Below are 14,295 nucleotides of genomic sequence, written 5' to 3'. Positions count from 1 at the left end.
CCCTAGCCGCCCGTTGTCCACCGCGGCCCGGACCCCTCGGGTTCCGGGCCGCATTCCATCGGGTGGGTTTACGGGTGGGATGTGCTGACGCGGGACCCGGTGCCGTAATCTCAAAGCCTGGAGCCCGCCGTTGCACGGGACCGGACCTTGATCCACGACTTGGGGTTGCACAGCAGATGACTGCGATTTCTCTCGGCATGCCGTCCGTTCCGACCAAGCTCGCCGAGCGCCGGAAGAGCCGGCAGATCCAGGTCGGAAGCGTGGCGGTCGGCGGAGACGCGCCCGTCTCGGTCCAGTCGATGACCACGACCCGCACGTCCGACATCGGCGCGACCCTCCAGCAGATCGCCGAGCTGACCGCGTCCGGCTGCCAGATCGTCCGGGTGGCCTGTCCCACCCAGGACGACGCCGACGCCCTCGCCACCATCGCGAAGAAGTCCCAGATCCCGGTGATCGCGGACATCCACTTCCAGCCCAAGTACGTCTTCGCCGCCATCGAGGCCGGCTGCGCCGCCGTCCGCGTCAACCCCGGCAACATCAAGCAGTTCGACGACAAGGTCAAGGAGATCGCCAAGGCCGCCAAGGACCACGGCACCCCGATCCGCATCGGTGTCAACGCCGGCTCCCTGGACAGGCGCCTGCTCCAGAAGTACGGCAAGGCCACCCCCGAGGCCCTGGTCGAGTCGGCGCTGTGGGAGGCGTCCCTCTTCGAGGAGCACGACTTCCGCGACATCAAGATCTCCGTCAAGCACAACGACCCTGTCGTGATGATCGAGGCCTACCGGCAGCTCGCCGAACAGTGCGACTACCCCCTCCACCTCGGCGTCACCGAGGCCGGCCCCGCCTTCCAGGGCACCATCAAGTCGGCCGTCGCCTTCGGCGCCCTGCTCTCCCAGGGCATCGGCGACACGATCCGGGTCTCCCTCTCGGCCCCGCCGGTCGAGGAGGTCAAGGTCGGCCTGCAGATCCTCCAGTCGCTCGGCCTGCGCCAGCGCGGCCTGGAGATCGTCTCCTGCCCGTCCTGCGGCCGCGCCCAGGTCGACGTCTACAAGCTCGCCGAAGAGGTCACCGCCGGCCTGACCGGCATGGAGGTCCCGCTCCGCGTCGCCGTCATGGGCTGCGTCGTCAACGGCCCCGGCGAGGCCCGCGAGGCCGACCTCGGCGTCGCCTCCGGCAACGGCAAGGGCCAGATCTTCGTCAAGGGCGAGGTCATCAAGACCGTCCCCGAGTCCAAGATCGTGGAGACCCTCATCGAGGAGGCCATGAAGCTGGCGGAGCAGATGGAGGCCGAGGGCGTCGCCTCCGGCGAACCGTCGGTGTCGGTGGCGGGCTGAGCTCTCCGGCGCCGGTCGGACCGCGCCCCGGAAGGGGCGCGGGGCCGTGCCCGATGTGCGGCTCCGCCGCGTGGACGCGAGCCGCCACGGCCGGCCCGCGGTCGCCGGTGATCCCGGCCTCCGGCCTCGGAGGCGCACCGCAAAGCAGGCGCGGCTATAGTGCGGAGATCAGCAGACCCCCAGCGTGAGGCCCCGCACGTGTTGACCCAGACCACCTCACGAGTGCTCGAACCCGGCGACCTGGACGCCGCGCTCGCCGTCCTGGACCGCGAGCCGGTCGCGAACGCCTTCGTGACCTCGCGGGTCCAGGTCGCGGGCCTCGACCCCTGGCGGCTCGGCGGGGAGATGTGGGGCTGGTACGAGGACGGCATGCTCACGTCCCTGTGCTATGCGGGCGCCAACCTCGTGCCGATCTGCGCCACCCCCCGCGCCGTCCGCGCCTTCGCCGACCGCGCCCGCCGGGCCGGCCGGCGCTGCTCCTCCATCGTCGGCCCCGCCGAATCCACCGCCGCACTGTGGCGGCTGCTGGAGCCGCACTGGGGCCCGGCCCGCGAGGTCCGCGCCCACCAGCCGCTGATGGTCACCGACCGCATGCCGGCCGACATCACCCCGGACCCGTACGTCCGCCGCGTCCGCAAGGACGAGATGGAGACGATCATGCCGGCGTGCGTGGCGATGTTCACCGAGGAGGTCGGCGTCTCGCCCCTCGCCGGCGACGGCGGCCTGCTCTACCAGGCCCGGGTCGCCGAACTCGTCGGCTCCGGCCGCTCCTTCGCCCGCGTCGACGACCAGGGCCGGGTCGTGTTCAAGGCGGAGATCGGCGCGGCGACCCCCCTGGCCTGCCAGATCCAGGGCGTGTGGGTGGCCCCCGAGTACCGGGGCAGGGGCCTGGCGGCCCCCGGCATGGCGGCCGTACTGCGCTACGCCCTGGCCGATGTGGCCCCCGTGGTCAGCCTGTACGTGAACGACTTCAACACCGCGGCGCGCAGGGCGTACCGCAGGGTGGGCTTCCGTGAGGTGGGAGCCTTCATGAGCGTGCTCTTCTGACCGCCCTGTACGCTCCCCGCATGGACCTCGTGATCGGCCCCCTGGACCTCACCGCCCACGTGGACGAGGCCCTCGCCGTCCAAGCCCTCGCCTTCGGGCTCGGCCCGGACGAGGTCGCCGTGCGCCGGCAGATCGTCCAGCGGCACATGCAGTACCGCGGCGCGCGCGCCTACGGGGCCACCGTCCGGGGGCGGCTCGTCGGTTTCGTCTACGGCATGCCCAACAGCCGTACCCACTGGTGGTCCACCGTCGTCGAGCCCTACCTGCGCGCGGGCGGCAACGACTTCTGGCTGGACGACTCCTTCGTCATCACCGAACTGCACGTCCACCCCGACCGCCAGAACCGCGGCATCGGCCGGCGTCTGATCACGACCATCACGGACACCGCCGACGAACCCCGCTCGATCCTCTCCGCGATCGACACCGACAGCCCCGCCCGCGGCCTCTACCACTCCCTCGGCTACGTCGACCTCGCCCGCCAGGTCCACTTCCCGAGCGCGCCGAGGCCGTACGCCGTGATGGGCGCCCCGCTGCCGCTGCGCAGGCGTTAACCGATTTCCACCGGCACGGGCGGCCCGGCTAACCTCCATGCCATCACCTTTACCCGGCAGGAGTACGAGAACCATGGCCAACGCACCGGTCCAGCGCATGTCCCAGTTGATGGCGAAGACGCTGCGCGACGACCCGGCGGACGCCGAGGTCCTCAGCCACAAGCTCCTCGTCCGCGCCGGCTACGTCCGCCGCACCGCCGCCGGCATCTGGAGCTGGCTGCCCCTCGGCAAGAAGGTCCTCGCCAACGTCGAGCGCGTCGTCCGCGAGGAGATGGACGCCATCGGCGCCCAGGAGGTCACGCTGCCCGCCTTGCTGCCGCGTGAGCCCTACGAGGCCACCGGCCGCTGGGACGAGTACGGCCAGGAGCTGTTCCGGCTCAAGGACCGCAAGGGCGGCGACTACCTCCTCGGCCCCACCCACGAGGAGATCTTCACCCTCCTGGTCAAGGACCAGTGCACGTCCTACAAGGACCTGCCGGTGATCCTGTACCAGATCCAGACCAAGTTCCGTGACGAGGCCCGCCCCCGCGCCGGCATCCTGCGCGGCCGCGAGTTCCTGATGAAGGACTCGTACTCCTTCGACCTGGACGACGAGGGCCTCGCCCGGTCCTACGCCCTGCACCGCGAGGCCTACCGGCGCGTCTTCGCGCGCCTCGGCCTCGACTACCGCATCGTCGCGGCCACCGCCGGCGCCATGGGCGGCTCGAAGTCCGAGGAGTTCCTCGCCCCGGCCGAGGCCGGCGAGGACACCTTCGCCGACTGCCCCAACTGCGACTTCGCCGCCAACACCGAGGCGATCACGTACGAGCTGAAGCCGGTGGACGCCTCCGGCGTGCCCGCCGCCGAGGACATCCCGACCCCCGACACCCCGACCATCGAGACGCTGGCCGCCTCGCTCGGCGTCCCGGCCTCCGCCACGCTGAAGAACCTGCTGGTCAAGGTGGACGGAGAGATCGTCGCCGTCGGCGTGCCCGGGGACCGCGAGGTGGACCTGGGCAAGGTCGAGGCGCACTTCGCCCCGGCCGCCGTCGAGATGGTCACCGAGGCGGACTTCGCCGAGCGCGCCGACCTGGTCCGTGGCTACGTGGGCCCGCAGGGCCTGGGCGAGAAGGTGAAGTACATCGCCGACCCGCGCGTGGCCCCCGGCACCGCCTGGATCACCGGCGCCAACAAGGAGCACACGCACGCCAAGAACGTCGTCGCCGGCCGGGACTTCGAGGTCGACGAGTACGTGGACGTCGTGGTGGTCCAGGAGGGCGACCCCTGCCCGAGGTGCGGCACCGGCCTGAAGCTGGACCGCGCCATCGAGATCGGCCACATCTTCCAGCTGGGCCGCAAGTACACCGACGCCCTCAAGCTGGACGTCCTCGGCCAGAACGGCAAGCCGGTCCGCGTCACCATGGGCTCCTACGGCATCGGCGTCTCCCGTGCCGTCGCCGCGCTCGCCGAGCAGACCGCCGACGAGCACGGCCTGGTCTGGCCCAAGGAGATCGCCCCGGCCGACGTGCACGTCGTCGCCGCCGGCAAGGCGCTCCAGACCGAGCTGGCCCTCGAGGTCTCCGACAAGCTCGCCGCCGCGGGCGTCCGCGTCCTGGTGGACGACCGCGCCGGGGTCTCCCCGGGCGTGAAGTTCACCGACGCGGAGCTGATCGGCGTCCCGCAGATCCTGGTCGCCGGCCGCCGCTCCGGCGAGGGCGTCCTGGAGCTGAAGGACCGCAGGACCGGCGAGCGCGAGGAACTGACGGTCGAAGAAGCGATCGCCCGCCTGACCGCGCGGTAGGCGGCAGCGGCAGTAGTGAGGGACACCCCGGGTTCCGCCCGGGGTGTCCCGTGGGCCCTGCGCTCGCACGGGGCCCCTCGCGTCGGCGCCCTCCGCCGCCGGCACGGCCCGCGCGGGCCGGGCGCCGCCCGGCTCGGCTCGATGGCGCCGCGCCGCGCAGCCGGCCGATCCCGGTGCCGCGGCCCGGCTAGAGCCAGCTCGCGAACTCCAGCAGGAGTTCCGCGTCCTTCTCGCGGCCGACCCGGCGGGCCCGTACCCCGGACTCCACCGCCCGGAACAGCGTCCAGCCCCGCAGCCGTTCCTGGTCGACCTCCAGCGACTCGGCGAGCCGCTTGATGCGGCGCCGGGTGGTGGACGGCCCGGACGACGCCGCGATCAGGTCCTCCACCCGGTCCCGCACCAGCCGCGCCAGATCGAAGGCGCTCTCGCCGACCACCGGGTCCGGGCCCACCGCGAGCCAGGGCATCCGCTCCCCGGAGAGCACCTTGCTCTGCCGGAACGTGCCGTGCAGCAGCAGGTGCTCGGGCGGCGCGGCCAGCAGCTCGGCACGGGCGGCGAGGGCCGCCGCCACCAGCGGGGCCGCCTCCGGGTCGGTCTCGGCGCCCGCCCGCATCGCCACCGCCTGGCGCCCGGTCCGCTCGGCGACGGTCTCGAAGACATGCCCGGCCGGCGGCGCGACCCACAGCCTGCGCAGCGTCCCCGCCGCCTCCAGCAGCGCCCTGGCCTCCGGCAACGACCGCACCGACACGTCCGGATGCAGCCGCTCCAGCAGCAGCGCCCCGTCCTCCGCCTCCGCTTCCAGCAGCTGTACGGCGCCCAGCCCGCCCCAGTGGGCCAGCGCCGCGCGCTCGCTCTCCGGGCGGGCCCGGGGCGGCGCGAGCTTCAGCACGGCCGGGGTACCGTCAGCCCGCCGCACCAGCACCACCAGGCTGCTGCGCCCGCCCGGCACCTGCACCCGCTCGACGGTCAACTCGCGCCGGGCGACGGCCCGCTCGGCCGCCGTGGGCAGCCCCGCCAGCCAGTCGTCCCCGGCCGGTGCCGTCTCACCGAGCGCCCGCACCAGGCGCTGCGGCGGTTCGAAAGCCATGCGCGAGTCGTTCCCTTCGTCTCCTGTGCTGCCGGGACCCCGCCCGAGTCTCCCGTCCTGATCCCGTTCCGATCGTGCCCGGTGCCGTCCTGCCGTCCGCCGCCGTGCCGGCGGTCAGCGGGCCGGCGACCCGGACGGCGACGGTGCCGTGCCGGCCGCGCCCGTCCGCTCGCCGGACCGCTCGGCCAGACCAGGGAAGGCTACGCTCCCCCCGCTCCAGCGCACCGCCCGCACCGCGGCCTCCCGCAGCGCTCCGGCCGCGTCGGCCCGACGTGCGCCGCTCGTGGCCCGCACCAGGTCCGAGTAGACGCCGGCCACCCGCTCCTCCAGCCGCGCGGCCAGCCGCAGCGCGGCCGGCCCGTCCTCGACCGGGAACGGCAGCGCGTACGCGGCGCTCGCGGCGACCGGTGCGCCGCCCAGGTCGCGCACGGCGCGCACCAGCGCGTCCCGGCGCGCGCGGTGGGCGTCGTACGCCGACCGCGCCTCCGCCCGGCGCGGCTCGCCGATCCGTCCGCCCACGACGCCGTACCCGTACACCGCCGCGTGCTCCGCGGCCAGCGCGGCCTGCAACGCGGTCAGCTCGGCGTTCCCGGTCTGCCCGGTCCCGTCGCTCACCTGGCCCCCTCCGTCAGCAGGTACGCGTGCGCGGCCCCGGCCGCCGCGACCGACGCCAGCAGCCGCGCCAGCTCGCCCGGCACCTCCAGCAGGTCTTTGGCGCGCCGGTCGGCGAGGGCGCGCTCGGCGGCGGCCAGCCCGGCCACCGCGTCCTTCTCGCCGGCCGGGACGGGAGCGGGCGAGGCGGTGGCCGTGGCGGAGGCCGTGGGCGCCTTGCCGTCCGTGAAGGCCGTCGCGTGCGCCGCCACCTGGGCCCGCAGCGGGCGCAGCCGCTCCGCCAGCCCGGGATGCGCGGCGAGCACGGCGTCGTACCGCGCCAGCAGCTCCCGGCTGTCCCGCGCCGCACGCGCGCGTGCCCGCTGCGTGGCCGACGGACCGTCGTCGCCGGACCCGGGTCCGGACGAGCAGCCCACCAGCAGGGCGCCGCCGGCGGCCGAGGCGAGCAGGGTTCTTCTGCGCGGCCCAGGGGGCACACGCGGAGGCGGGGGGTACGGCACGGCTGACGTCCTCGGGGGCTCGTACGAACAGACGGGCGGGAACGCCGGCCCGCCGTTGATCACGGTACCCGCGAGGCCCCCCGCCCCGCGTCACCGGCTCGGCGGCCGACCGCACCCGCCCGCGAACCGCCCCGGACCGGCCTGCGAACCGGCCCCCGCCGGAGGCAGTACGCTTTGATCAGACACGCGACCCAACCCACAACAGCACACGCGGCCGAGGAGTCACCCGGATGAGCACCACCCAGAGCGAGAGGCTGCGAGAGCTGCTGGAACCGCTCGTCACCTCCCAGGGGCTGGATCTCGAAGAGATCGCCGTGGACTCCGTCGGACGCAAGCGGGTGCTGCGCGTGGTCGTCGACTCCGACACCGGGGCGGATCTGGACGCCATCGCCGATGTGAGCCGCGCGCTCTCGGCGAAGCTGGACGAGACGAACGCGATGGGTGACGCGGCGTACGACCTGGAGGTCGGAACCCCCGGCGCGGAGCGCCTCCTCACCGAGCACCGGCACTTCGTGCGCGCCGTCGACCGGCTCGTGAAGTTCCAGCTCACGGAGGGCGGCGAGCTGGTCGCGCGGATCCTGGAGGTCGACGACGAGGGCGTCGACGTCGAGGTGCCCGGTGTGAAGGGCCGCAAGGCCACCGCCCGCAGACTCGGCTTCCCGGAGATCGCCAGGGCGCGCGTGCAGGTCGAGTTCAACCGCAAGGACAGCGCCGGCACGGCCGGCGAGAAGAACATGAAGGAAGAGGAGGAGGCGTAGCCGTGGACATCGACATGAGCGCCCTGCGGGGCTTGGTTCGGGAGAAGGAGATCTCCTTCGACCTGCTGGTCGAGGCGATCGAGTCGGCCCTCCTCATCGCCTACCACCGCACCGAGGGAAGCCGCCGGCACGCGCGCGTGGAGCTCAACCGGGAGACCGGGCATGTGACCGTGTGGGCGAAGGAGGACCCCGAGGACCTCGCCGAGGGGCAGGAGCCCCGGGAGTTCGACGACACCCCGTCCGGCTTCGGCCGCATCGCCGCCACCACCGCCAAGCAGGTGATCCTCCAGCGGCTGCGCGACGCGGAGGACGACGCGACGCTCGGCGAGTACGCCGGCCGCGAGGGCGACATCGTCACCGGTGTCGTCCAGCAGGGCCGCGACCCGAAGAACGTGCTGGTGGACATCGGCAAGCTGGAGGCCATCCTGCCGGTGCAGGAGCAGGTGCCCGGCGAGACCTACCCGCACGGCATGCGCCTGCGGTCGTACGTCGTCCGGGTGGCCAAGGGTGTGCGCGGGCCGTCCGTCACCCTCTCCCGTACGCACCCGAACCTGGTGAAGAAGCTCTTCGCCCTGGAGGTGCCGGAGATCGCCGACGGATCCGTGGAGATCGCCGCGATCGCCCGTGAGGCCGGTCACCGCACCAAGATCGCCGTACGGTCCACCCGTTCGGGCCTGAACGCCAAGGGTGCCTGCATCGGCCCCATGGGCGGCCGGGTGCGCAACGTGATGGGCGAGCTGAACGGTGAGAAGATCGACATCGTCGACTGGTCGGACGACCCGGCGGAGATGGTCGCGAACGCCCTGTCACCCGCTCGGGTGAGCAAGGTGGAGGTCGTGGACATGGCCGCCCGGTCCGCGCGGGTGACCGTGCCGGACTACCAGCTGTCGCTGGCGATCGGCAAGGAGGGCCAGAACGCCCGCCTGGCGGCCCGGCTGACCGGCTGGCGGATCGACATCCGGCCCGACACCGAGCAGGCCGGGGAGTAGACCGGGCAGCAGCCCGGGGCGCCGGGGAATAGATCCAAGCCGCCCGGCGCTGAGATCACGACAACAGCCGTTCGATTTTTGCCCCGAAGGGGTGAGGTCGGTACGGGGAGGTAGACTTAACTGTGTCTGGCCGGACGCACGCCGGAGCATGCCCTGAACGCACCTGTGTGGGGTGCCGGGAGCGGGCGGCCAAGAACGATCTCCTGCGGATCGTGAAGACCGGGGACGCATGCGTCCCCGATCCTCGCGGTACGCTGCCCGGCCGGGGTGCGTACGTACACCCCGCCATGGTCTGTCTCGACCAGGCGGTACGCCGCCGGGCGTTCCCGCGGGCACTGCGCGTCCCGGGACCGCTCGACACAAAGGCGTTGCGCCGATACGTCGAGCAGACAACAGTTGCCGAGCAGGCAACGCCGTAAGACAAGCCGCACGGAACCCCGTGCGGTCTGGTACCTCGCGAGTCGAAAGCAGGTCGAGATTGCGATGAGCACTCGATGAGTACGCGATGAGTACGCCCATGAACTAGCGACGGTCCGGCTTCAACCCGGACCTCAAAGGAGCGAAGTGGCTAAGGTCCGGGTCTACGAACTCGCCAAGGAGTTCGGTGTCGAGAGCAAGGTCGTCATGGCCAAGCTCCAGGAACTCGGTGAATTCGTCCGTTCGGCGTCTTCGACCATCGAAGCGCCGGTTGTACGCAAGCTGACCGACGCCTTCCAGGGCGGTGGCAACGGCAAGTCCGCCGGCAAGCCCGCCCCGCGCAAGGCCGCCCCCAGGCCCGCCGCGCCCTCTCCGGCGCAGGCGGCCCGTCCGGCTGCTCCGGCCCCGAGGCCGGCGGCCCCCAAGCCTCCGACGGCGCCCGCTGCCCAGCAGCCGGCCGCCCCGTCGGCCCCCTCGGCGCCCGCCCAGGCACCGGCCCCGGGCCCGCGCCCGGTGCCGGGTCCCAAGCCCGCGCCGCGTCCGGCCCCGGCCGCCCCGGAGTTCACCGCTCCGCCGGCCCCGGCCGCGCAGACCCCGCAGGCTCCGGCCGCCCAGGGTCCGCGTCCCGGCGCCCGTCCCGGTGCCCCGAAGCCCGGTGGCGCCCGTCCGGCCTCCGGCCAGGGCCAGGGTGCCCGTCCGGGTCAGGGCGGTGGCCGCCCCGGTGGCCAGGCCGCGCGTCCCGGTGCCCGTCCGGCCGGTCCGCGCCCGGGCAACAACCCCTTCACCTCCGGCGGCAACGCCGGCATGGCCCGTCCGCAGGCCCCGCGCCCGCAGGGCGGCCCGCGTCCCGGCCCCGGCGGTGCCCCCGGCGCCGGTCCCCGTCCGCAGACGCCCGGCGCCCAGGGCGGCGGTCCGCGTCCGCAGGCTCCGGGCGGTCCCCGGCCGTCGCCGGCCGGCATGCCCCGGCCGCAGGGCGGTCCGCGTCCCGGCCCGGCCGGTCCGCGTCCGAACCCCGGCATGATGCCGCAGCGTCCCGCTGCCGGCCCGCGTCCCGGCCCCGGCGGCGGTCGCGGCCCGGCCGGTGCCGGTCGTCCCGGTGGCGGCGGCGGTCGTCCCGGCGGCGGCGGCTTCGCCGGCCGTCCCGGTGGCGGCGGCGGTGCCCGTCCGGGCGGTGGCGGCGGCTTCGCCGGCCGTCCCGGTGGCGGCGGCGGCTTCGGCGGCGGTCCCGGCGGTGGCGGCGGTGGCCGTCCCGGCTTCGGCGGTCGTCCCGGCGGTCCCGGTGGCCGCGGTGGCACGCAGGGCGCCTTCGGCCGTCCCGGCGGTCCGGCGCGTCGTGGCCGCAAGTCGAAGCGGCAGCGTCGCCAGGAGTACGAGGCCATGCAGGCCCCGAGCGTCGGCGGCGTGATGCTGCCGCGCGGCAACGGCGAGACCATCCGTCTCTCCCGCGGCGCGTCGCTCACCGACTTCGCGGAGAAGATCAACGCCAACCCGGCGTCCCTCGTCGCGGTCATGATGAACCTCGGCGAGATGGTCACCGCGACCCAGTCCGTCTCCGACGAGACCCTCCAGCTCCTCGCCGACGAGATGAACTACACGGTTCAGATCGTCAGCCCGGAGGAGGAGGACCGCGAGCTGCTCGAGTCCTTCGACATCGAGTTCGGCGAGGACGAGGGCTCCGACGAGGACCTGGTGGTCCGTCCGCCGGTCGTGACCGTCATGGGTCACGTCGACCACGGTAAGACCCGACTGCTCGACGCCATCCGCAAGACGAACGTCATCGCGGGCGAGGCCGGCGGCATCACCCAGCACATCGGTGCCTACCAGGTCGCGACGCAGGTCAACGACGAAGAGCGCAAGATCACCTTCATCGACACCCCGGGTCACGAGGCGTTCACCGCCATGCGTGCCCGTGGTGCGAAGTCGACCGACATCGCGATCCTGGTCGTCGCGGCCAACGACGGCGTCATGCCGCAGACGGTCGAGGCGCTCAACCACGCCAAGGCGGCCGACGTGCCGATCGTCGTCGCGGTCAACAAGATCGACGTCGAGGGCGCGGACCCGACCAAGGTGCGCGGTCAGCTGACCGAGTACGGCCTGGTGGCCGAGGAGTACGGCGGCGACACCATGTTCGTCGACATCTCCGCCAAGCAGGGTCTGCACATCGACTCGCTGCTGGAGGCCGTGATCCTCACGGCGGACGCCTCGCTCGACCTGCGGGCCAACCCGAACCAGGACGCGCAGGGCATCTCGATCGAGTCCCGTCTCGACCGCGGCCGCGGTGCCGTGGCGACGGTCCTCGTCCAGCGAGGCACGCTGCGGGTCGGCGACACGATGGTCGTGGGCGACGCCTACGGTCGCGTGCGCGCCATGCTCGACGACAACGGCAACAACGTGGCCGAGGCCGGCCCGTCGACGCCGGTCCAGGTCCTGGGCCTGACCAACGTCCCGGGTGCGGGCGACAACTTCCTGGTGGTCGACGAGGACCGTACGGCCCGTCAGATCGCCGAGAAGCGCGCCGCCCGCGAGCGCAACGCGGCCTTCGCCAAGCGCACGCGCCGCGTCTCGCTGGAGGACCTGGACAAGGTGCTCAAGGCCGGCGAGGTCCAGCAGCTGAACCTGATCATCAAGGGTGACGCTTCTGGTTCGGTCGAGGCCCTGGAGTCCTCCCTGCTCCAGCTGGACGTCGGCGAAGAGGTCGACATCCGCGTCCTGCACCGCGGCGTCGGTGCGGTCACGGAGTCCGACATCGACCTGGCGATGGGCTCGGACGCCATCGTGATCGGCTTCAACGTCCGCGCGGCCGGCCGCGCGGCGCAGATGGCCGAGCGCGAGGGCGTGGACGTCCGGTACTACTCGGTCATCTACCAGGCGATCGAGGAGATCGAGGCGGCCCTCAAGGGCATGCTCAAGCCGGAGTACGAAGAGGTCGAGCTCGGTACGGCGGAGATCCGCGAGGTCTTCCGCTCGTCCAAGCTGGGCAACATCGCGGGTGTCCTCATCCGCTCCGGCGAGGTCAGGCGCAACACCAAGGCGCGCCTCATCCGCGACGGCAAGGTCATCGCGGAGAACCTCAACATCGAGGGACTGCGCCGCTTCAAGGACGACGTCACCGAGATCCGCGAAGGCTACGAGGGTGGTATCAACCTCGGAAACTTCAACGACATCAAGGTCGACGACGTCATCGCGACGTACGAGATGCGGGAGAAGCCGCGGGCGTGACGCCTGGGGTTCGCGCTGGCCGGCGGGACTGCGGTCCCGTCGGCCAGCGCGCCGTTTTCCGCCGGACGCCCGTCCGGCCAGCCGCACCGAAACCCTGTCGAGCCACCGTCGGGCACGCGGTACGGTTCTTGATGTCCCCGGCCACACGGACCCGGGGCCATCGATCCCGTACCGGCGGGTGAACCGGTTGCACACATGTACGTGGGGACTCTGTCCTTCGACCTCCTCCTCGGCGACGTCCACTCGCTGAAGGAGAAGCGCTCCGTCGTCCGCCCGATCGTCGCCGAACTCCAGCGGAAGTACGCCGTGAGCGCGGCCGAGGTGGACCACATGAACCTCCACCGTCGGGCGGTCATCGGCCTCGCCGCGGTCTCCGGCGACGCGGCGCACCTCACCGACGTCCTGGACCGGTGCGAGCGGCTGGTCGCCGGCCGCCCCGAGGTGGAACTGCTGTCCGTGCGACGGCGCTTCCACGGCGACGACGACTGACCACGAAACGCAAGCAAGAGAAAGAACGGGAGACGGACCAGTGGCCGACAACGCGCGGGCTAAGAGGCTGGCGGACCTCATCCGGGAGGTGGTGGCCCAGAAGCTGCAGCGCGGGATCAAGGACCCGCGGCTCGGCTCACACGTCACCATCACGGACACCCGGGTCACGGGTGACCTCCGGGAGGCGACCGTCTTCTACACGGTCTACGGCGACGAGGAGGAGCGGAAGGCGGCTGCCGCCGGCCTGGAGAGCGCCAAGGGCATCCTGCGCTCCGAGGTGGGCCGCGCGGCCGGGGTGAAGTTCACGCCCACCCTGACCTTCGTCGCGGACGCCCTGCCGGACACCGCCCGGACCATCGAGGACCTCCTCGACAAGGCCCGGCAGTCCGACGAGAAGGTGCGCGAGGCGGCCACGGGCGCCACGTACGCCGCCGGCGCCGACCCGTACCGCAAGCCGGCGGACGACGACACCGACACGGACGGCGACGCCACCGAATGACCCCCAAGCACACCACGCCCGACGGCCTCGTCATCGTCGACAAGCCGTCGGGCTTCACTTCGCACGACGTGGTCGCCAAGATGCGCGGGATCGCCAGGACCCGCCGCGTCGGCCACGCCGGCACCCTCGACCCGATGGCGACCGGCGTCCTGGTCCTCGGGGTCGAGCGCGCCACCAAGCTCCTCGGGCACCTCGCGCTCACCGAGAAGGAGTACCTGGGCACGGTCCGCCTGGGCCAGAACACCCTCACCGACGACGCCGAGGGCGACATCACCTCGTCCGCCGACGCCTCCAAGGTGACCCGGGACGCCATCGACGCGGGCATCGCCAAGCTGACCGGCGACATCATGCAGGTGCCGTCCAAGGTCAGCGCCATCAAGATCGACGGCGTACGGTCGTACAAGCGGGCCCGTGAGGGCGAGGACTTCGAGATCCCCGCCCGGCCGGTGACCATCTCCTCCTTCGCGGTGTACGACGTCCGGGACGCGGTCGCCGAGGACGGCACGCCCGTGCTCGACCTGGTGGTGTCGGTGGTCTGCTCCTCCGGCACCTACATCCGCGCCCTCGCCCGTGACCTGGGCGCCGACCTCGGCGTCGGCGGCCACCTCACCGCGCTGCGCCGCACCCGCGTCGGCCCGTACCGGCTGGACGCGGCGAAGACACTGGACCAGCTCCAGCAGGAGCTGACCGTGATGCCGATCGCCGAGGCCGCCACCGCCGCGTTCCCGCGCTGGGAGGTCGACGCCAAGCGGTCCCGGCTGCTGCTGAACGGCGTCCGGCTGGAGATCCCCGACGAGTACGCGGGCGCGGGTCCCGTCGCCGTGTTCGACCCCGAGGGCCGTTTCCTGGCGCTGGTCGAGGAGCACCGGGGGAAGGCGAAGAGCCTGGCCGTGTTCGGCTGAGGTGCCGGGGTCCGAGCCTCGGATGCCGGGTGGTCTCCCGTGGAGCGGTGGTCTGCCGTGGAGCGGCGGCCGGCCACACGGGGTCGGTCCTGCCGCCGCTCCACGGTCCCC

The 14,295-nt window shown here is 72.9% G+C and carries 14 protein-coding genes; 11 read left to right on the top strand and 3 right to left on the bottom strand.

Annotated features, from left to right (window positions below; all coding sequences use genetic code 11):
* Window positions 1-176 precede the first annotated feature (176 nt).
* The 4 genes from ispG to AB0946_RS25595 all read left to right on the top strand — a co-directional run bounded on the left by ispG (window position 177) and on the right by AB0946_RS25595 (window position 4,712).
* Window positions 177-1,334 carry a flavodoxin-dependent (E)-4-hydroxy-3-methylbut-2-enyl-diphosphate synthase gene (ispG, locus tag AB0946_RS25610; RefSeq protein WP_171152349.1) on the top strand — a complete coding sequence of 386 codons (1,158 nt, stop codon included), beginning with the start codon at window positions 177-179 and terminating at the stop codon, window positions 1,332-1,334.
* Between the two features lie 198 nt (window positions 1,335-1,532).
* Window positions 1,533-2,381 carry a GNAT family N-acetyltransferase gene (locus AB0946_RS25605; protein WP_366762997.1) on the top strand — a complete coding sequence of 283 codons (849 nt, stop codon included), beginning with the start codon at window positions 1,533-1,535 and terminating at the stop codon, window positions 2,379-2,381.
* 20 nt (window positions 2,382-2,401) lie between these two features.
* Window positions 2,402-2,932: a GNAT family N-acetyltransferase gene (locus AB0946_RS25600; protein WP_366762996.1), complete on the top strand. Its 531-nt coding sequence runs from the start codon at window positions 2,402-2,404 to the stop codon at window positions 2,930-2,932.
* A 73-nt stretch (window positions 2,933-3,005) separates the two neighbouring features.
* A complete protein-coding gene (locus tag AB0946_RS25595; protein WP_366762994.1) occupies window positions 3,006-4,712 on the top strand; it encodes a proline--tRNA ligase in 1,707 nt (568 codons plus the stop codon).
* 187 nt (window positions 4,713-4,899) lie between these two features.
* Here the strand turns inward: AB0946_RS25595 and AB0946_RS25590 are convergent, their stop codons facing one another.
* The 3 genes from AB0946_RS25590 to AB0946_RS25580 form a co-directional block, all read right to left on the bottom strand.
* Window positions 4,900-5,799, bottom strand: a complete 900-nt coding sequence (locus AB0946_RS25590; protein ID WP_366762993.1) for an aminoglycoside phosphotransferase family protein — start codon at window positions 5,797-5,799, stop codon at window positions 4,900-4,902.
* A 114-nt stretch (window positions 5,800-5,913) separates the two neighbouring features.
* Window positions 5,914-6,414: a ferritin-like domain-containing protein gene (locus AB0946_RS25585; protein ID WP_366762992.1), complete on the bottom strand. Its 501-nt coding sequence runs from the start codon at window positions 6,412-6,414 to the stop codon at window positions 5,914-5,916.
* Window positions 6,411-6,911 (bottom strand): hypothetical protein, encoded by a 501-nt coding sequence (locus AB0946_RS25580; RefSeq protein WP_366762991.1) that lies wholly within the window; start codon window positions 6,909-6,911, stop codon window positions 6,411-6,413. Before AB0946_RS25580 ends, AB0946_RS25585 begins: the two co-directional genes overlap by 4 nt.
* 230 nt (window positions 6,912-7,141) lie before the next feature.
* Between AB0946_RS25580 and rimP the strand changes: the two genes are divergently transcribed.
* From rimP to truB, 7 genes are all read left to right on the top strand, one after another.
* The gene (rimP, locus tag AB0946_RS25575) at window positions 7,142-7,669 is read left to right on the top strand and encodes a ribosome maturation factor RimP (protein ID WP_366762990.1); all 528 of its coding nucleotides are present in this window, start codon (window positions 7,142-7,144) and stop codon (window positions 7,667-7,669) included.
* Window positions 7,670-7,671: 2 nt separating this feature from the next.
* Window positions 7,672-8,658, top strand: coding sequence for a transcription termination factor NusA (nusA, locus tag AB0946_RS25570; RefSeq protein WP_103811098.1), 987 nt, complete (start codon window positions 7,672-7,674; stop codon window positions 8,656-8,658).
* A gap of 122 nt (window positions 8,659-8,780) precedes the next feature.
* On the top strand, window positions 8,781-9,077 hold the full coding sequence (locus AB0946_RS25565) for a YlxR family protein (RefSeq protein ID WP_366762989.1): 297 nt from the start codon (window positions 8,781-8,783) through the stop codon (window positions 9,075-9,077).
* A 145-nt stretch (window positions 9,078-9,222) separates the two neighbouring features.
* Complete coding sequence (infB, locus tag AB0946_RS25560) at window positions 9,223-12,294, top strand: translation initiation factor IF-2 (RefSeq protein WP_366762988.1); 3,072 nt, start codon at window positions 9,223-9,225, stop codon at window positions 12,292-12,294.
* Window positions 12,295-12,489: 195 nt separating this feature from the next.
* The gene (locus AB0946_RS25555) at window positions 12,490-12,783 is read left to right on the top strand and encodes a DUF503 domain-containing protein (protein ID WP_014675350.1); all 294 of its coding nucleotides are present in this window, start codon (window positions 12,490-12,492) and stop codon (window positions 12,781-12,783) included.
* A gap of 40 nt (window positions 12,784-12,823) precedes the next feature.
* On the top strand, window positions 12,824-13,282 hold the full coding sequence (rbfA, locus tag AB0946_RS25550; protein WP_366762987.1) for a 30S ribosome-binding factor RbfA: 459 nt from the start codon (window positions 12,824-12,826) through the stop codon (window positions 13,280-13,282).
* Complete coding sequence (truB, locus tag AB0946_RS25545; protein WP_366762986.1) at window positions 13,279-14,184, top strand: tRNA pseudouridine(55) synthase TruB; 906 nt, start codon at window positions 13,279-13,281, stop codon at window positions 14,182-14,184. Before rbfA ends, truB begins: the two co-directional genes overlap by 4 nt.
* The last annotated feature ends 111 nt before the right edge of the window (window positions 14,185-14,295 follow it).

This window comes from Streptomyces sp. NPDC046870, from assembly GCF_040704595.1.
GTDB lineage: Bacteria > Actinomycetota > Actinomycetes > Streptomycetales > Streptomycetaceae > Streptomyces > Streptomyces argyrophylli.
Note: the sequence above shows the minus strand (reverse complement) of the source record. Positions and strands in the feature narration are given on the sequence as shown.